The organism is Dysgonomonas termitidis, from assembly GCF_054657735.1.
Genome location: NZ_BAAHYD010000002.1, coordinates 1,414,606 through 1,433,372, shown reverse-complemented (window position 1 = coordinate 1,433,372; position 18,767 = coordinate 1,414,606). Strand labels below are relative to the sequence as shown.

General features: G+C 39.3%; 16 protein-coding genes. 11 read left to right on the top strand and 5 right to left on the bottom strand.

From position 1 onward, the window contains the following. The first annotated feature begins 54 nt into the window (after nt 1-54). The 6 genes from ACYQ3L_RS09950 to lpxB all read left to right on the top strand — a co-directional run bounded on the left by ACYQ3L_RS09950 (nt 55) and on the right by lpxB (nt 5,936). Nucleotides 55-450, top strand: a complete 396-nt coding sequence (locus tag ACYQ3L_RS09950; protein ID WP_379995705.1) for a hypothetical protein — start codon at nt 55-57, stop codon at nt 448-450. A gap of 6 nt (nt 451-456) precedes the next feature. Then, nucleotides 457-1,380 carry an FAD:protein FMN transferase gene (locus ACYQ3L_RS09945; protein WP_379995707.1) on the top strand — a complete coding sequence of 308 codons (924 nt, stop codon included), beginning with the start codon at nt 457-459 and terminating at the stop codon, nt 1,378-1,380. Nucleotides 1,381-1,408: 28 nt separating this feature from the next. Beyond that, a complete protein-coding gene (gene rsxC / locus ACYQ3L_RS09940) occupies nt 1,409-2,695 on the top strand; it encodes an electron transport complex subunit RsxC (protein WP_379995710.1) in 1,287 nt (428 codons plus the stop codon). After that, on the top strand, nt 2,682-3,767 hold the full coding sequence (locus ACYQ3L_RS09935; protein WP_379995712.1) for an RnfABCDGE type electron transport complex subunit D: 1,086 nt from the start codon (nt 2,682-2,684) through the stop codon (nt 3,765-3,767). Before rsxC ends, ACYQ3L_RS09935 begins: the two co-directional genes overlap by 14 nt. A 169-nt stretch (nt 3,768-3,936) precedes the next feature. Continuing rightward, nucleotides 3,937-4,710, top strand: coding sequence for a 5'/3'-nucleotidase SurE (surE, locus tag ACYQ3L_RS09930; RefSeq protein WP_379995714.1), 774 nt, complete (start codon nt 3,937-3,939; stop codon nt 4,708-4,710). An 83-nt stretch (nt 4,711-4,793) separates the two neighbouring features. Continuing rightward, nucleotides 4,794-5,936, top strand: coding sequence for a lipid-A-disaccharide synthase (gene lpxB / locus ACYQ3L_RS09925; RefSeq protein ID WP_379995716.1), 1,143 nt, complete (start codon nt 4,794-4,796; stop codon nt 5,934-5,936). A 35-nt stretch (nt 5,937-5,971) separates the two neighbouring features. Here the strand turns inward: lpxB and ACYQ3L_RS09920 are convergent, their stop codons facing one another. The 5 genes from ACYQ3L_RS09920 to recO all read right to left on the bottom strand — a co-directional run bounded on the left by ACYQ3L_RS09920 (nt 5,972) and on the right by recO (nt 11,843). Next, entirely contained in the window at nt 5,972-6,622 is a 651-nt protein-coding gene (locus ACYQ3L_RS09920) for a 3-keto-disaccharide hydrolase (RefSeq protein ID WP_379995719.1), read from the bottom strand. Nucleotides 6,623-6,628: 6 nt separating this feature from the next. Further along, nucleotides 6,629-7,840, bottom strand: coding sequence for a DUF6051 family protein (locus ACYQ3L_RS09915; RefSeq protein WP_379995721.1), 1,212 nt, complete (start codon nt 7,838-7,840; stop codon nt 6,629-6,631). Between the two features lie 45 nt (nt 7,841-7,885). Next, nucleotides 7,886-9,148, bottom strand: coding sequence for a DUF2851 family protein (locus tag ACYQ3L_RS09910; RefSeq protein WP_379995723.1), 1,263 nt, complete (start codon nt 9,146-9,148; stop codon nt 7,886-7,888). 103 nt (nt 9,149-9,251) lie between these two features. Beyond that, nucleotides 9,252-11,045: a MutS-related protein gene (locus ACYQ3L_RS09905; RefSeq protein ID WP_379995725.1), complete on the bottom strand. Its 1,794-nt coding sequence runs from the start codon at nt 11,043-11,045 to the stop codon at nt 9,252-9,254. Between the two features lie 75 nt (nt 11,046-11,120). Next, nucleotides 11,121-11,843 (bottom strand): DNA repair protein RecO, encoded by a 723-nt coding sequence (gene recO / locus ACYQ3L_RS09900; protein WP_379995727.1) that lies wholly within the window; start codon nt 11,841-11,843, stop codon nt 11,121-11,123. 208 nt (nt 11,844-12,051) lie between these two features. Here recO and ACYQ3L_RS09895 point away from each other — a divergent pair, with 208 nt between their 5' ends. The 5 genes from ACYQ3L_RS09895 (at nt 12,052) to ACYQ3L_RS09875 (ending at nt 18,757) form a co-directional block, all read left to right on the top strand. Then, entirely contained in the window at nt 12,052-12,684 is a 633-nt protein-coding gene (locus tag ACYQ3L_RS09895; RefSeq protein WP_379995729.1) for an HAD family hydrolase, read from the top strand. A 13-nt stretch (nt 12,685-12,697) separates the two neighbouring features. Next, nucleotides 12,698-13,639 (top strand): riboflavin biosynthesis protein RibF, encoded by a 942-nt coding sequence (ribF, locus tag ACYQ3L_RS09890; protein WP_379995731.1) that lies wholly within the window; start codon nt 12,698-12,700, stop codon nt 13,637-13,639. A gap of 254 nt (nt 13,640-13,893) precedes the next feature. Continuing rightward, nucleotides 13,894-14,217, top strand: a complete 324-nt coding sequence (rbp, locus tag ACYQ3L_RS09885; RefSeq protein WP_379995733.1) for an RNA-binding regulator — start codon at nt 13,894-13,896, stop codon at nt 14,215-14,217. Between the two features lie 641 nt (nt 14,218-14,858). Next, nucleotides 14,859-16,847, top strand: coding sequence for a DUF3857 domain-containing protein (locus ACYQ3L_RS09880; RefSeq protein WP_379995735.1), 1,989 nt, complete (start codon nt 14,859-14,861; stop codon nt 16,845-16,847). 62 nt (nt 16,848-16,909) lie between these two features. Next, nucleotides 16,910-18,757 carry a DUF3858 domain-containing protein gene (locus tag ACYQ3L_RS09875; protein ID WP_379995737.1) on the top strand — a complete coding sequence of 616 codons (1,848 nt, stop codon included), beginning with the start codon at nt 16,910-16,912 and terminating at the stop codon, nt 18,755-18,757. Nucleotides 18,758-18,767 lie beyond the last annotated feature (10 nt).

The following is an 18,767-nucleotide window of genomic DNA, read 5'->3' as shown; positions in this document are numbered from 1 at the left end:
CTATTATTTTACATTTGCGACAAGGAAATTAAATAATCATAACTTATTAAGAGTATGCGTAATATAATACAAAATATAAAAAAAATAACGCTATTCCTTTTCGGTGTCATTCTCATTATATGGGGCTATAAGGTAAATGCGGCGAATAATACCGCCAAAGCTGAAGAAGAGAATGACAAGGCTGCTAAGGAGGTAGAGGTTCTCCCTGTCACTGCAACTGAAAAAGAAGACGAGAAGCCCCAAACGGAACAGCCGGCAGAAGCGCAACCTAAAGAGGTGAAGAAGGAAACTCCTGTGAATACTCCGGCAAAACCGAAAGCTGTATCTACTGTACCCGCTGTAAAAAAAGAAGCGGAGAAGAAAGTAGAAGTAGAGCCGAAGAAAGTAGAAGAACCAAAACAAACAGTAATAGAAAAAGCGACTCCGGAAGAAGCTTCGGGAACCGAGTAATTAATAATGGAGTTATTATACAAGGCACAGACGCGTTTCCTGTTTCATGCTCATATAAAGATTAAAGTATCTGCTTTTTACGACGACGATATTTTCGATGAGTTATATGCTGTTCTGGAGGATGTTGACAAAAACTATAACTCCTATCAGCCGGATTCATATATAGACCGGATAAATAAACATGCAGGACACTTTGTTGAGGTTGACGATGAAACGGTTAAGATATTAGAACGGGTTATCAGCTTATCCGGTTACTTCGATGGTACATACGATATTACTATCATGCCACTGATTCGTCTATGGGGTTTCTATAAGGATAAACAGCAAGGCGTACCCTTTTCTGGGGAACTCATGAATGCAAAGAAGCTAATTGATTACCGCAAAATTGAAATAAAAAAAAACCGGGTCAGGATAGCAAAAGAACAGGAAATAATCACAGGTTCTTTTATCAAGGCTTACGCGGTAGATAAACTTGTGGAGAAGATGGCTGATATCGGTATCACGGATGCTATTATCAATGCAGGAGGAAGCACTATCCGGGCAATCAACAACGAATCGCATCCGGCGTGGCAGGCAGTAGTGAGAAACCCGGATAGCGGGCAACAGCTTTTCAATCTGGACATAAGTAACGAGTGTTACTCAACATCGACCCAAGAGAAGACTTTTGTAGAGATAGGAGGAAAAAAGTACGGACATATATTGAATCCTAAAACAGGGTTTCCATCTGCGACAAAGCAGGTTGGCATAATAAGCGATAATTGTATGACCGGAGATATCCTCTCTACTGCATTGTTTAATGAAACGGCAGAAGGTTTTCTGCAAAAAGCAGATATGCTGTCTACTGATTTTAAATTCGAAGGCTTCTTGATAGATGAGGATGACAAAATGACCTGTACAAAAGGTTTCGATGCCTTAACTCATCATTTATAATTCATAACTTATAATCAAAATTCTGCCTATGATGCATATTTTTTCGATGAAGAGCAAGACCAAGAAGCAGAAGATTCAGTCTCTCGAAGATGCTCCTGTTCTTTACATACCTTTACTCAGATCTTATGGCTGTATGTCCGAGCCTGTTGTAAATGTAGGGGATAAGGTAAGGAAATACCAATTGATAGCGCGGAGTATAAACCATATGCCGGCTAATATGCATTCCCCGGTTTCGGGAATAGTGACCGATATAAGGGAAGCTTTGCAAGCTGATGGTTTTATGGCGACTACAGTTGTGATAAGTAACGATTTTCAGGAAACAGAGGTCGAGCTGCCGAAAGGCGATACAGGTTCTTATACTTCCAAACAATTGATAGAACTGATAGAAGCAGCCGGAATAGCCGGAGAGGGTGGAGCTCAGTTTCCTGCATCTGTGAAATACAGACTGGATGGCCACAAGATAGATACATTTATCATTAACGGTACGGAATGCGAACCATATCTGACTGCCGATTATGCACTGATGGCGGAGCGTACAGAAGAACTATTCAAAGGGATCGGCATAGCGAACAGAATACTTCAGGCAGATGATGTTGTTATCACCATCGAAGAACAGAATAGGGAACTTCAGAAGGTATTCAGACCATTTCTTCAAAGAGCCGGATATAAGAACTACCGTGTCGTTGTTCTCCCGGACGAATATCCCCAAGGTGGCGAACTCCAGCTTATCAGGTCGGTAACGGGTATCGAGATGCCGCGTTCGCAACGTCCCCGCGATATAGGGGTTATCGTTAGTAATGTAGGAACTATTTGTGCCATATATGACGCAGTGGTAAACCGCCATCCGGTAATTAGCCGGACAATAACCATATCGGGAGAGGAATCACGCAACGAGGGTAATTTTGAAGTTAAGATAGGTACGCCTGTCGGTCATTTTATAAGACTGTTTGGCTTGTCTGTTACAAATAAGACAGTTGTATTGGGAGGCCCTATGATGGGACGGGGTATTACCGATTGGAATGTACCAGTATCGAAAGGTTCGTCCGGAGTACTGTTCTTCCGTAAAGAGAAAATCAAGCGCAGTAATTGCATATCCTGCGGCTATTGTGTAGATGTATGCCCGATGTATCTGATGCCGATGAAATTCGAAGAAAATTTCCGTAGGGGGAAATACTTCAATCTCGAAAAATACAGTATCAGCAGCTGTATAGAATGCGCTGCCTGCGAATATATTTGTCCGAGTAATGTTCCTCTGATAGAGAGTATAAAGGAGGGGAAAATCAAATTAAAACAACTGGCAGATGCAATACGATAAAATGATATATGCTCCTTTTGTAAGGAAAGATGTAAGTACCGGCAAAATAATGACCGATGTCATAATATCCTTACTTCCCTGTATAGCCGTATCATATCTGGCTTTTGGCTTTGTCCCTTTGATGGTGATACTTGTTGCTGTGGGTAGTGCTTTGGTAACCGAATTTATCTTTTCCGCGATCTTTTTCAAACAGACAGATTCTGTAGCCGATGGTTCAGCCATTATAACGGGCATTCTGTTATCGTTTACCATCGCGCCTTTTACGCCTCTGTATATCGTCGCGTTCGGCGGAGCCATGGCTGTACTGTTCGGAAAACTTCTTTGGGGCGGGATGGGGCGCAATATATTCAATCCGGCTTTGGTCGGACGCGAATTTATGGCAATATTCTTTCCCGTGGTAATGACTTCCCGTACTATATGGTATGACAAAACATCTGTAAATATACCTGAACTCAGTCTTTTCGGAGATAAATTCTTCGACCAGCTGGTATATAAAGCATCCGGGGCGATAGGAGAGTATTCTGTCCTGTTGTTAATCGCAGGAGGAATATTTCTTTTGGTGCGTCGCCGGATTTCGTGGCATATACCTACAGCCTTACTGGTAGCATTCACCGTTCTACTATTGATATTCTCAGCATTCACTCCATATAGCATACAGTTTTCGTTAGGAGGTTTGTTATTGGGGGCTATCTTTATGGCTACCGATATGCCCTCCAGTGCCTCTACTAAATGTGGGAAACTCTATTATGGCGCAATGATAGGCGTTGTAGCCATTATCTGTATTCTCAATGACGTAAAATACGAATACATGTCATACTCAATTCTTCTGCTCAATGCATTTGTACATCCTGTCAACTGGGTATTCCGCCCAAAGGTATGGGGTGAGAAGCTGGATGTATATACCCGTCTGTGGCAGGCATTATCCGTCACGGCTGCTATTCTGATTGCTACATTTGCTGTAATATACTTACATCATTTAGGAGCCATTATGTATTTGGTATTTATTTTTATCCTGTATTGTATCGTGCGGTTTATAGCCAAGGATATGGGGCGAAATACGATTAACAGTTAACAGCCGCAACTCCAAAAAGGGCAGGTTCCGTATTATGTACAGAATACTTAAAATATATATCTGCATTCTACGCTCAGACCAGATAAAGCAAATGTACTGCAAGAGATTTAAAAAATATTGACGTATCTTTGTTTCTTAACAAAACACTGAAAAATATAAACTCAAAATAATGGATAATAAGAAGCCCCTGATACTGATAACAAACGACGACGGGCATCAGGCAAAAGGCATAAATGAATTGATAGAAAGCGTAAAAGGATTAGGTGAAATAGTCGTAGTGGCTCCGGACGGCCCCCGTTCGGGAATGTCGAGCGCAATAACTTCGTTGCAACCATTGCGGGCACATTTAATAAAGGATGAGACGGATCTGAAAATATACAGTTGTACAGGAACCCCGGTCGATTGTGTAAAGTTGGGGATAACCGAACTGGCCAAACGTAAGCCCGATATTGTCCTTTCAGGGATTAATCATGGGTCGAATGCAGCTGTTGCAGTCCTATACTCCGGTACAATGGGTGCAGCTATGGAGGGAGCCGTATTCAAGATACCTTCTGTCGGTTTTTCACTACTCGATCACGATTACCAGGCAGACTTCTCTGCCTGCCATAAATATACACGCATGCTTGCAAGCCAGGTATTAAAAGATGGATTACCTTCGGGAACCTGTCTTAATGTAAATATACCAAAAGGCCATGATATAAAAGGTCTGAAAATATGCCGTCAGACGTCCGGAAAATGGACAAATGAATTTGTACTGTCGAAAGATGGTGCCAACAAACAGGTATATTGGCTCACCGGAGAATTTACCAATGATGAGCCACACGATGAAAATACGGACGAATGGGCATTAGCTCACAATTATGTTTCGGTTGTTCCCGTAAAAGTGGATATGACAAACCATGATTACCTGGAACCGATAAGGGCTTGGGAAAACTTGATTTAATTATAAGTTATGGGTTATGAGTTGCAGGCATAAATATCATGCATTACTGCTAACTGTTGACTGCTGACTGTTAACTGATATTTATGAAATATTTTCTTGTAGCGGGAGAAGCCTCCGGCGACCTGCACGGGTCGAATCTGATGGCGGCATTGAAAGAACAGGACACAAATGCAGAGTTCTGTTTTCTGGGGGGTGACCTTATGCAGGCACAGGGAGGCCGGCTGGTAAAGCATTACAGAGAAATGGCCTTTATGGGTTTTATTCCTGTATTGCTCAACCTGAGAACTATTCTGCGCAACATGAAAATGTGCAATGAGGAAATTATCAGGTTTCAGCCCGATGTACTTATACTTATAGATTATCCGGGCTTTAACCTTAAAGTAGCCAAATATATAAAGACACATACAGAGATACCTGTCTATTATTACATCTCGCCGAAAGTATGGGCATGGAAAGAATACAGGGTAAAATCGTTCAAAAAGTATGTGGATGAAATGTTGTCGATCCTTCCATTCGAAGTAAACTTCTATAAAAAGCATAACTACCGAATCCACTATGTAGGTAACCCTGTAGTGGACGCGGTGGCAAATTTCAGAGAAGAGAATAAGGATGATACCCGCGATAAATTCATATCAGAGAATAAGCTGGAGAATAAACCTCTTATTGCGCTGTTAGCCGGAAGCCGTCAGCAGGAGATAAAAGATAACCTGCCGGCGATGCTCGAATCTATAGAAAAATTTACCGGTTACCAGCCTGTCATAGCCGGAGCACCTGCTATAGAAGCCGGTTATTATAAAAAATACATAGGGGATAAGCCTTGTAAGATAATTTTCGGACAAACATATCGTTTACTTGAATATGCAGAAGCAGCTTTGGTTACCTCAGGTACAGCAACATTGGAAACGGCGCTGTTCCGCGTTCCGCAGGTTGTCTGTTACGAAACTCCGATACCTCATGTAGTATATTGGGTATTTAAGAACCTGCTCCATACAAAATATATTTCGCTGGTCAATCTGATTGCGGATAAGGCAGTAGTGCAGGAGTTATTCGCCAAATTCTTTTCCATCGGGGCCATAAGGAATGAAACAGACAGATTATTAAATGACAACTCCTACCGCAATAAGATGTTATCGGAATATGATGAAATAATAAACATACTGGGTAAACCGGGAGCATCCGGACACGCAGCGAAGATTATTATAGAGAAATTGAAAAAGGGGAAATAAATTCCCCTTCTTTTCTACTCCCTATCTATTTATATTCAAGGTAACGGCGTTAATGTCACGTTCCTGAACTCGACATCTTTACCTTCGCTCTGTAAACCGATATAACCTTCTTTGATTTTATTTGTACCCTTATTCTGGAAAACGCCGTTGATATATACCGAGATTACTCCGTCGTGACAATATACATCAGCACAATTCCATTCCCCTGCAACTTTTTCCGTTGATACCTTAGCCTTCGCGATCACAGGAAATTTAGGACGTCCGCTTTCAGGATTCTTATATTCAGCCAGATCAGAACCATTGAGCAATACAAAATCGCCTGCGCTTCCGGCCTTTAACTGACACTCTATACCGTTTGGAAAAGGTGTCTCCGGTCTTTCTATCAATAAGAAAATCCCGCTATTTGATTCTATCCCCTGCGGCCAACGCCATTCTGCATGCAAATGATAATGGCCGTACTTCTGTTTGGTATACATATATCCAAGCGGCTCACCTGCTATATGGATCAAGCCATCCTTTACATAAAACACTTTTTCTGCCGGCACGTTATTTTTATCCAGTACAAAATTCCAGTTAGATAAATCTGTTCCGTTAAACAGCTTTTCCACTTCCTGAGCTTTCGCCTGTCCGGAGAACGACGTTAGAAACAAAAGGGTTAGCGCTACTACATTAAAAATCTTGTTCATAGGTATTTATTTTAAGAAATCACTTATTTTATCGAAAGTTAAGCAGAATTGTTTATCCACCTCATCCGCAATTTTCGGAAGCGCGGGAAACGGGTCTTCATGGATATATTTATACGGGTAATCCAACATCTCTATTCTGATAGGAATATCCCTGTCCGAACCCTGTAATGTATTGATAACTTCATAAGCAGGTACAACCTCATCTTTAGCCAGTGTGACGGCATAGAACTGATCGCTCATATCCCTGAACCTGGCCTCCCGTTCTTTCGTCATAGAGCGGTAGTTGAGCATACTCCTGAAATTATTCCCTTCGGGATGGGTATGCATATAATGGCGAAGTACTTCGTCCCGCTTCATATGGCTTTCCAGATGCTCCACCACATAAGAGTATAGACTCACATTGGCTTCACTGTCGAGGATAAACTTTGACACGGGTGATAGCCTGTTAAACACCGCCCCTCCGCAGAATGTCGCATATTTTGAATGTGTAAAATGCCCGTCCTTATTGCTCATCATCAATATCTCGCCTAGGAATGTACCAATAGAGTAAGAGAAGAAATCAATTGAAGCATCCTTTTCTATTGCGGGGTGCAGCCCCTCTTTAAAAGCTTCGACAAAATCAATTACATCATAATAAGTCTGTAGGCCTGACCAAAGAAACCGTTGCGGCTTGTTATGAAGACGGGTACTGATAGCAACATTAGACAAACTGGAACAGATAACATCAGGATGCCGCTGCTTTCGCTGTTCACTCACATGATACATCTCCCGCGAGTTGCTCCAAGTCGCAGGCGCACGGTTCATATGGAAAGCTATAGGAAACATCACTATCGATTTGCCTGTTTTCTCCGCTATATATTTTGCCCAAGGCAGGTATTTATTCCAGTATTTTTCATTAAAGCCATGAAACATAAAAATAATCCCCTTGGCCTTCTGCTCCTTCTTTGGCATTATCATATGGTAGCGGAATTTTATATTTTCCATAATCTCCGCATCCTTCTTATTCAGCATTTGCTGAATGACGTCAGGTTCATAATCTTCAGGTATACTTGGAATATACTCATAGTCGTCATTATTACCAAGTCCTCCGGGAAGGATAAAACGATAATTAGACTCGAAAGTAAAATTACGCATAACAAGATGACTATCAATTTCAATCTCGCTATCAGTATAATTCTCTATTTTTTTGAGATGATTAAAAAGATCTATATATTTCATTTTAGTTATAGGTTAATTGATTTGCCAACTGTTGACGGATTACTGTTAACTGGTTAATAGTTGATGCCCTACTCTACAAAATAAACATTTCCTGAGTTCGCAATACTCACGCTTCAATTGAATCATTGCCTGCGAATCGGCAGCATTATTTAATGGCATTTTGAGTTTCTCGAAACGTTTCGTTATTAAATTTCTCTCCGGCTTTAATATCTCAAGAAAATGAAGTGCCCGCTCACGATGTATTTCACTATCGACAGTCCTCCCATAAATAAAAAGAATCGGAGCTACCGTATTTATAAGTATAATGTCGAGAGAAGCATCTCCCAGATATTTAGTCTTTCGTTCGGATGAAACTCCGAATGCATAATGCGTCTGCCAATATTCAGAAGTATTTACATGAAACATCAACCTGATGCGTCCCACATCATCGCAGGCTGTAATTTTAGAAAATAATCCATGAGAACTCTGTAATAAAGCAGCTAACTGTGCTATCCGAATCTGAGGGAAAGCAGTCGGCCGCGTTCTTAAACTTTTGAATACATATGATTCTAACGGGTTCAGTTCGTATTTATTTTTCAGGAAAGCATATTCTTTTTGTAGTAATGAATAATAATCGTCATTTACTTTAAGATTGTCCAGCATGCCTGACTGCCCAAACAACAAGGCTTCTATCTGAATCAGGTTATCTCCCTGCTTCCGTATATACTTAAGTGGCAGGCTCAAAGCCAATCGTTCAAAAGAATCGGAATTCAATCCAAATCCGAAATTTCGTGACAGGATTACATAGAACACATCCTCCCACGAATTATTGTATCGCTCAAGTAATCCCTGTATATGTTTCGATTTCCGTTCCAATCGCTCTATCAGCAAGGTATTCATCCACGAATTAAGATGGAAAGAGGACATCGACCCTAAATAATTACAACAAGGAATATCTGTATTGGAATGAATCAGAAAATCATAATTCTCTTTTATATGCTCAGGGCAAGCTATTTCACATTGTATAACAGGTTGCCCCAGTTCATTATATACTTCACAATTAGCTTTTTCCACAACATGCAGGATTACCGAGTTATAACTCTTGCTTACATCATGTTTATGTTTCACCCATTCATCCGATGATCTATGGATTTCCACATTACCCGCCCAGATCTTATCTCCTACCTTGATCTTCGAATTGAAGAAATCAGGGCCTTCATTTGTGTTAGGCAAACCAACGTCAATCACTTCTATAGGCTGGCCTGTAGTCGTTTTCAGATCTTTCTGAAAAAGCCTGAATTTCCAAATGTAATGTAGAATATCTTCCATAATATATTAGTTAAGCCCCCTAAATCCCCCTTAGGGGACTTTAGCAAAGCCATAAATCAATACTCAAATCAACCCCTCTCCTTGAGGAGAGGATAGCAGGGACTCAAAGCCCTGTTATTCCCATTTTTTTCATCAGGAAGCTCGCGTTCATATTCTGTGCTATCCCTTCCCTTATCTTGTATGTAAAAGATAGCTGCTCATCCTTTATATCGGCTTCAAATCTATAATTTTTTATTGCTTCAGGAAATTCTTTTTCCAGATTACCCAGCACGAGGTCATGCGTGGCAATTATGCCGTTACCTTCGAGCGAAACCAATTGCTTCATCAGAGCTATCGAACCTTTCTGCTTATCTTCCGAGTTGGTTCCTTTCAATATCTCATCCAAGATAATAAACAGCTGCTCACCCGATTGCAGACGATCGATAATCATCTTCAATCGTTTGAGTTCGGCAAAGAAGTAAGACTCGTTATCTGTAAGCGAATCGGAGGTCCGCAAATTTGTAACCAATTTATAAGGATAAAATGTCAGTGAAGTGGCACATACCGGCGCACCCGCGCATGCCAGAATTAAGTTTATACCGACTGTACGGAGATAAGTACTTTTTCCAGCCATATTTGCCCCTGTTACAACAAGGAAATAAGGATGCCGGCTTATCGTCACATCGTTCCGAACACAAACGCATCTGTTAAGCATCGGGTGCCCTAAATCTTTTCCTTCCAGCATAAAAGTATCTGCAACTTCCGGATATGTGTAACCAGGGTTATTATAGGCAAAGATTCCGAGAGAAACAAGACTGTCGAACTTAGCCAGAACTTTCAGCCAGGTAATGATATTATCCTTATGATGGATAATCCATTTCTCTATTTTTATGGAATAGATAATATTCCAGAAAAAGAAGGGATTGAGGAAAAGGAGTCCCAGAACATTCGACGACTGATCTAGATTATTACTATGCGATTTCAACTGATGTATAGCCAAAGAAGCAGATTCTCCGCTGTTTATCTTGTTCTGTATGTTAATCAGTAATGTAGACTCAAATTTTTCATTCTCTATTATTTTAAATAGTTTGGAATATGTGCCGAGCGTCTCTATTTTTTTTTCAAACAGGTTCTTCTTCGCATTAATATCCTTTAGGGGAGCAAGACTCAACAAGAAGAACATTGTCCAGACCAGACCTAATACAGCATATGGAAGCAGACCGGCAATACATAGAATAAGAACCGTAACGGATACAACAGGAGAGATATACATAAAATACCGCCAGAAGCTCTTGGATAAAAGCTTTGTCTGCATAAACTGCTGCGAAAAGAAATGGATATTCAAATCTTCTGCACCTGTCATTTGCCCTACTGCCCTGAAATGGTCAAGTAATTCGGTCTTCCCTCTCAACTCTTTCAACGCTTCTTGCTGAGCCACGATTTCGTCTTTCTTCTCGAAGGGGTAAAGCAATGTATCCGCCAGCCTGTCTTTCCCGAAAGATGTCACAGTCCGGTTTACCGATTGGAAGAATGAATGATTGCCAAACAAGTCCAGATCTACGCTGTAACTATGGTTTGCATCTGCTTTTTCGGGTGCGCCATCGAATGCAGAAAAGTCATAATCGATCCCTTTCAGTTCGTTCTCCGCATTTTGAATAAGCAATTCACAATATTTCTTTTGAATAAACAGCCTGTCATGATATTTCATAAAAAAAAGATAGAGCGCTACGGATATACCTATTGCAGCCAATACAACAGGAATCCCATCCCAGAAGATATAACACATGGTAATACAAGCCAATACAATAGCCAACCGCATTGTCCCTACCTGAAATATGACTTTCTTCAGTTTGGATAGTGTTATTTTCTCTTTATCGATACGATTTTTATACGAATTCCTTATTTCTTCCAATGTCATAGATGTTAATTAGATATTACGAATATATTAGTTTCAATCACGAAAACTGCTAAATTATCAATTTTTGGGATCAGATTAAAATAATTCATGCAATACATCCAGGGATTTTAATGCAGGAAAATCATAAAGATGCAAGCGGTAATACTCCAGTATTCTGTTTATAATATTTATCCTGTCTTGACGCGAAAAGACAAAATGGTGCATATTCTCGTATGAAATACGGGCCAGCAGGGATAAAGACTTACTTTCCGTCCGGTTCAGGAAATGCTTGTGTAAAGGTTGATGAAGGACAAATTCGCCATTTATCATATCAAATAAACTATTCTCCCTGTATTCCTCCAGATTGGGGTAAAATCCTAAAAAATGGCTGAGTTTAAGCATAAATACCAAATGGAAATTAGATATGCTCTTATCTGTCATTTCCAGAATCTGCACCGATTGCTCCAGAAAACTAAATAGTAACCGGCTATCATTTGTATCCTTCAATACACGTGTGAGAAATTCGGAGAGAAAAAAAATCATGGAAGTCTTGCTCAAATCCCCGGATATATCGTACAAATACATATCTGCACGGGCTTCACGTATCCGTTGAATATCGCGTGAGGCCTGATGCTCTGCTTCCATATCGAGGACAGCAAGCGGTGAAAAGAGAGATCTGGGTACTTTCGAACCTTTTCCCTTAGCCTTCGAAACCATATAAGTCACCCGCCCGAACGATTCGGTAAAAACCTGAGCAAGGATATACTTGTCGTTATAGTTGATGGTATTGAGTACTAATCCCCTTGTTTTATAGAGCACTTTGAAACGATTTTAAAGTCACAAATTTATTTATTAGCCTATTAAAATTTAATACAATAAGCAGTGAGGTTTAAATAATGTAATCATCAGATACTTTCTCCTACTTGATATTAACAAAAATACAAATACAAAATTGAAAACAACGGCTCTTAAAGAATAAATAACTAACTTCGTGCTATAATAGCGCAAAATGTAATTTTATAATTTTATGAGCAAAGATATCAAGAACATCTTATTCGACTTTGGTGGTGTAATAGTAAGCCTGCACAAACAAACCGCATTAGATCGTTTCACCGCATTGGGATTTCCCAATATCAACGAATATTTGGGTGAATTCCGCCAGAAAGGCATTTTTCTGGAATATGAAGAGGGGAAAATAAACCGGGAAGATTTTGTTACCGAATTTCGCAAATTGTCGAATAACCCGGATGTCACAGCAGAACAAATAGACCATGCGTGGTTAGGTTTTCTGGCTGGCATCCCTGATTATAAATATCAGTTATTGAAAGACCTCCGTAAAAAATATAAAGTTTATTTACTTAGCAATACCAATCCCTCTGTAATGGGATGGGCCATGACTCATGAATTTTCCCCCGAAGGATTACCCATTGATGCTTATTTCGATAAATGTTATTTATCATATGAAATAGGATGCGCCAAACCAGACCGGGAAATTTTCGATTTCATTATAGCCGATTCCAGAATGAATCCTGCCGAAACCCTATTCTTCGATGACGGAAAAGCAAATGTAGAAATCGGCGAAAAACTGGGATTCCGGACTTATCTGACAGATCAGGATGAAGATCTGCGAAAGGTTTTTACAGACAGAAGATTACTCTAAACAGTAACTATATATGTTGCTTATAGACAGAGAACATAAACTTCAGCACGCGCCGTTAGTAGCCACAATAGGCTTTTTCGACGGCGTACATACCGGCCACCGCTTTCTGATAGACCAGGTGAAAGAGGAAGCGGCCAGGAGGAAGCGGCCTTCTGCAGTCATAACCTTTCCCATACACCCGCGAAAGGTTTTGCAAAAAGATTATCAGCCCGCATTGCTATGCGGATTTGATGAAAAAACAGAACGTCTGGCTTCCACCGGAATCGATTATTGTGTATGTCTTGATTTTACAAAGGAGATTTCCCAACTCTCAGCCCGAGAGTTTATGGAAGATATACTGAAAGGCAAACTGTCGGTAAACACCCTGGTTATCGGGTACGATCACCGCTTCGGACATAACAGGGAAGACGGGTTTACCGACTATAAGCGCTACGGCGGTGAAATCGGCATCGATGTTGTTGAAGCCCGGGAGCTTCCCGGAGAAGACCATGTCAGTTCATCCCGTATTCGCAAATTACTTGCTGAAGGATATATCCGTAAGGCAGCCAAACTGCTCTCGTATAATTATACTATCTCGGGAAAAATAGTGGAAGGCTTTAAAGTAGGACGGACAATCGGCTTTCCTACTGCAAATATTCAGGTATGGGAGACATATAAGGTAATTCCTGCTTTTGGCGTATATGCCGTATATGTGCATGTGGACGGGCAAAAATACGACGGCATGCTTTATATAGGGAAACGCCCTACTCTGCACAATGGAGATAATATAAGTATAGAAGTAAATCTGTTCAACTTCGACGGAGATCTATATAATAAGGAGCTGACTGCCGAATTTATTGATTTTGTACGTCCTGACGAAAAATTTATCGACATTGATACGTTAAAGAAACAGATCGGGAATGATAAAGACACGGTGATGGGCGTTATCGAAAATTACAAAAGGCTCAATTCCTGATAATTTCAGTCCATATGATACAATAAATTATAAAAAAGCGAAGTGTAACAAAAAAATAATTGGTTAAAATGCTAAATAACTGATTTTTATTTTTACATTTGCTATTGCATAAGAGTTCTTAAGTGTAGTTTAAATTTTTCTTTTCAAGTCATTTCCCTTCTTTGGTAACCTTTCTTGTCTAGTTTCTTTTAGCTTTCCTATTTATTTACATCTTCTGCATAGAGTATTTATTATTTAATTTTTATTTTTTTACAATGAACATTTTTATCGCAGGGTTGAGCTACAGCATCAACGACAATGATTTGAAGGATCTATTCACTGAATATGGAGAAATCACTTCAGCAAAAGTTATTATGGACAAAGCTACCGGCCGCTCTAAAGGTTACGGTTTTGTTGAATTAGCTGATAATGCAGCTGGCCAAAAAGCTATTGAAGAACTGAATGGTGCTGAATATGACGGAAGAACTATCTCCGTATCTGAAGCTCGTCCTCGCACAGAAGGTGACCGTCCTCGCAGAAGTTATGACAATAACAGAGGTGGTGGCAACAATGGTGGATACAGAAGACGTGAATATTAATAGTCACTGACAAAATACATAAAGAGCCATGCAGAATAGCATGGCTCTTTTGTTTTCTAATAGGTCTTTCTCCAACATGACCATATCCGTGTTCTCAAATAAAGGTTCCGGATAATTATCAACAAAGAAGTTCTTTTTTAACACCTGAAATAATAAATTCGTTTCTCTGACACAAATAAACCTGCATCTGACGTGAAATAAATATAATTCCTATCCGGGTATCCTTCTACCAGCTTCATCGAAGATCTGTAGACAACAGCAAATCATCCTGAATTTGCTCTTCCTGTTTCGACAGCCTGATTTTTATCTGAAATTTTTAGTAAAATATATGGAAATCTTCCTTCATATTTATCTATACATACAAAGAAGCGATCAACCTACAACTAATTATTTTCAGTTATTGCCTATAATAGAAAAATTAAAAAAAGTAATAATAAACACCAGGCAGATGTGTCACTTTTGAAAAATTCCCATAATAAAGCAGCATATAGTTTCATATAATAAAAATAATAAAAATAAAATTCACAATCCTTGTTTTAAGAACGCACAATATGTCAAAAATATGCTTTACGGCATACTTTTAATAATTAATATCTGTAAACATTTTTATACATTTACTCTAATTTAATTAACCTAATATTATGAAAAAAATCACCCTTCTCGTTCTATTTATTCTTGTATTTCTGAACGGTTACAATTGCTATTCGCAATCAAAATACGGAAATGCAACTGTCGAAGAATTATCGATGACCTCATATCGTCAGGATACGACTGCCGCCGCCGTTATGTTATTGAAAAAAGGTGATACACGCTTCGTCTACAACAACCTATATGGCTTTCAGTTTGAATACACACTTCAGGTGAAGATAAAAATACTTAAAACCGAAGGCCTTGAGTGGTGTGACCAGGAAATCCCGTATTACCAGGCCAGCAATTCATCAAAAGAAGATATCAGGGGATTATCAGGAACAACTTACAATCTGGAAGGAGGTAAGGTAGTGAAGACAAAACTATCCAAAGATTTCATTTTTGAAGAAGATACCGACAATAAATGGAAAGTAAGGAAATTTACAATGCCTACTGCAAAAGTAGGATCTGTTATAGAATATAAATATACGATTGTATCCGATTTCTTTTACGATCTCCGCGATTTCAATTTCCAGTCGTCAATACCTATTATCTATACTTCATTCGAGGTCACACTGCCTGAATATTTCCGGTACAATTTGAATACCCAGGGATATATTGCATTAGCACCCAAAAAAGAGCCTGTAAATGAAACGTTCCATATCCAGTATAAAGATGACAACGGACGATCGCAAGCAACTCAGGTACGGTGTTCTGCCGATCGTTATACATTTGAGGCAACCAATGTTCCCGCCATTAAAAATGAATCGTATCTATGGACAATAAACGATTATATATCGAAAGTTTCTTTTGAACTTAAAAGCATACAAATGCCATACACCACAGTGAAAAACTATTCTTCATCGTGGAACAATATTGATAAAGAAATTATGGAATCCAGTCAGTTTGGAGGTAATCTGAAGAAAGCAGACTTATTCAAGGACGAAATAACCAAAGGGAATGTAAACTTTGACAAAGCAAAAGAAATACAGGATATGGTCAAATACAAAGTAAAATGGAATGACCAAAATGCTTTCTATCCAAAAAATCTGAAAGATGCCTTAAAGAACGGAATCGGCACAAGCGCTGATGTAAACTTCCTGTTAATAAACGCACTTCAGGCCGGAGGATTCGATGCGTTCCCCGTAATATTGAGTACCAGAAGCAATGGCCGTATGCCTATATCGCATCCGAGTATTTCCGCGTTCAATTATGTAATCACAGGTATCAAAATTGACACTACCATGTACTTTACCGATGCCGCAGCCAAATACGGGGACTGGAACTTGCTTCCCGAAAAATGCATGGTACCACAAGCACGTATTCTGAGGACAAGCTATTCCGACTGGGTGGACCTTACCGGAATTTCGTCCGGTTCAATATTAAAAACAATGAATCTGACTATTAACGATTCTAAACTGATTGGAAAATCGGCTGACACTCGTAAAGGTAATGCCGCATACAATACCAAGGTCAGCTACTATAACCATAAAGACCAGAATGATTATATAGAATCGGTTAGTAAAAGGCTTTCATGTGAGATAGACAGCTTCACCATATCAAATCTGGATAATACAAGCGAAGCATTAAAAATAAACTATGCACAATCATTGGATATTGATATGGCAGATGAATTCTTATATATTACCCCTCTGACTGATAAACCATATTCAGAAAATCCATTTAAGAAAGAAACACGTGAGTATCCCATCGAATTTGATTACCTACTCAATTTTGTGCAAATAATAGATTTCATTGTTCCTGAAGGATATACAGTGGAAGAGCTTCCTAAAGGTGAGAGAATGGTACTCAATGACAATGATATGAGCCTTATTTACCGGATTATTCAATCAGGTAGCCAGATCCGGCTTCATTATCAGTATCAGTTGAAGAAATTACAATTTTTACCTGCCGAATATGAAAATCTGCGTGATTTCTTTTCGAAGCTGATTGCTAAAAATTCAGAACAGATCGTACTCAAAAAAGCTGCTGCTGCGGAATAACTAAAACCGGAACAATTATGTACAGACACTTCATTCTAACTTTATATATAATATCATCTGCAATGATATATGCAGATGATAATTCGACCAGTCAGGCTTCCGACAGCCTCCGTGAAAATGCGGTTGCGATTGTCCAGAACTCCGATATGGTAATAATCCAGACGGATATGAATAATGCCACATGTAAGATAACGAAAACAATGACAATACTCAGCAAACAGGGAGAAGGCTTTGCGCATTTTTATGCTTACAATGATAAATTCAAGGAAATGAAAGACTTTTCCGCTGTCATAAAAAATGCATCAGGTAGCGTTATCCGGAAAATCGGAAAGAAAGATTTGACTATATCTTCCATGTCCGACCAGATGGCGACAGATGCCTATTCTATTGTCTACGAATATAAAGTTCCCACATATCCATATACGATAGAATATACATATGAAGAAAAATGGAAAAACGGTATAATCTCATACCCCGCTTTCACGCCCATTCAAAGCTATATGCAGTCGCTGGTCAATGCGAGCTACAGGATAGAACTACCTGCGGATATGAACCTGAGATATGACGCAAATTTCGATTGCAATGCTAAAGATGAAATCGTAGGCAATAAACACATATATTCATTTACCGCAAACAACCTGAAAGCAATCAATAATGAACCTTTGGCTCCTGCCCTGAGGGATATATATCCGAGAGTATTGATCGCTCCGGCTGATTTTTGCTATGATTCCTCTTGCGGGAATATGTCGGATTGGAAGAACTATGGTATGTGGGTGTCAGGTTTACTTAAAGGACGTGACACTTTGCCAAATAATATTGTTGACAAGCTTATATCCCTTGTAAAGAATGCCAAAACGGATAGAGAAAAGGTAGAAATACTATTCAGATATCTGCAAGAGAATTCCCGTTATGTTAGCATTCAATTAGGTATCGGAGGATTCCAGCCAATAGAAGCATCAAATACAATGAAAACCGGCTTCGGAGACTGCAAAGGTTTATCAAATGAAATGAAAGCCATGTTAAATGCCATTGGCATACCTTCAAACTATTGTGAGATATATTCCGGAAACAGGAAGTCCTTTACTAAAGGCTTTTCGAATATAAGTGAAACGAATCATGCTATTTTACTTGTACCTCTTCAGAATGACAGTTTATGGCTCGAATGTACTTCCCAAACAATACCTTTTGGCTATATCCACGATAATATAGCCAGTCATGACGCCCTCGTTGTAACTGAAAACGGAGGTAAAGTTTGTAGAGTTTCCCAATATCAGGACAAAGACAATAAACAGGAATCAATGATCACTATTAATGTCTCAGAAGATGGAACTGCAAAGGGAACCTTAGCCTTTGTTGAACATCTGCATGGATACTTGTACAATGTATCTGCAATGACATCAAAGGACAGAGATAAAGTAGTCGGATACATCAACCGAAACGTCAAATTTCCTAAAGTACAAATAGATAATATAAGGACAGAAGAGGATAAGTCATCATTACCGTCTTGCTCTTTATCCGCTGACTTCGTCGCTACAGACTTTGTTAATAAAACAGGTACCCGTTTATTTATTCCGGCCTGCCCTCTGGAAAAAGGGAGCTACAATATGCTTTCATCCAATACGCGGATTCAGGATATTGTAATTAATAATGGGTTCTCAGAATCAGACTCCATCCTCATCAATATCCCCGAGTCATATACGGCCGAATCTTTACCCAAGGATATAATCCTAAAAACTCCTTTCGGCGAATTTGAGACACAAGTAAAACAAGATGGAAATAAGATAATATATATCCAAAATATCGATATCTTTACAGGAAGATATGACAAATCGCAGTATAAAGAAATTAAGGCATTTTTTGCTGAAATAGCAACTGCAACTAAAAGGAAGTTAGTATTAAGGAAATCTTGATCAATAATTA

Coding starts and splice junctions, on each gene's coding strand:
- ACYQ3L_RS09910 (WP_379995723.1), bottom strand. CDS start 9,148: ATGGAAGATATTCTACATTACATTTGGAAATTCAGGCTTTTTCAGAAA.
- ribF (WP_379995731.1), top strand. CDS start 12,698: ATGTTGCTTATAGACAGAGAACATAAACTTCAGCACGCGCCGTTAGTA.
- rbp (WP_379995733.1), top strand. CDS start 13,894: ATGAACATTTTTATCGCAGGGTTGAGCTACAGCATCAACGACAATGAT.
- rsxC (WP_379995710.1), top strand. CDS start 1,409: ATGATGCATATTTTTTCGATGAAGAGCAAGACCAAGAAGCAGAAGATT.
- ACYQ3L_RS09915 (WP_379995721.1), bottom strand. CDS start 7,840: ATGAAATATATAGATCTTTTTAATCATCTCAAAAAAATAGAGAATTAT.
- ACYQ3L_RS09935 (WP_379995712.1), top strand. CDS start 2,682: ATGCAATACGATAAAATGATATATGCTCCTTTTGTAAGGAAAGATGTA.
- ACYQ3L_RS09950 (WP_379995705.1), top strand. CDS start 55: ATGCGTAATATAATACAAAATATAAAAAAAATAACGCTATTCCTTTTC.
- ACYQ3L_RS09945 (WP_379995707.1), top strand. CDS start 457: ATGGAGTTATTATACAAGGCACAGACGCGTTTCCTGTTTCATGCTCAT.
- lpxB (WP_379995716.1), top strand. CDS start 4,794: ATGAAATATTTTCTTGTAGCGGGAGAAGCCTCCGGCGACCTGCACGGG.
- ACYQ3L_RS09905 (WP_379995725.1), bottom strand. CDS start 11,045: ATGACATTGGAAGAAATAAGGAATTCGTATAAAAATCGTATCGATAAA.
- ACYQ3L_RS09875 (WP_379995737.1), top strand. CDS start 16,910: ATGATATATGCAGATGATAATTCGACCAGTCAGGCTTCCGACAGCCTC.
- ACYQ3L_RS09920 (WP_379995719.1), bottom strand. CDS start 6,622: ATGAACAAGATTTTTAATGTAGTAGCGCTAACCCTTTTGTTTCTAACG.
- ACYQ3L_RS09880 (WP_379995735.1), top strand. CDS start 14,859: ATGAAAAAAATCACCCTTCTCGTTCTATTTATTCTTGTATTTCTGAAC.
- surE (WP_379995714.1), top strand. CDS start 3,937: ATGGATAATAAGAAGCCCCTGATACTGATAACAAACGACGACGGGCAT.
- ACYQ3L_RS09895 (WP_379995729.1), top strand. CDS start 12,052: ATGAGCAAAGATATCAAGAACATCTTATTCGACTTTGGTGGTGTAATA.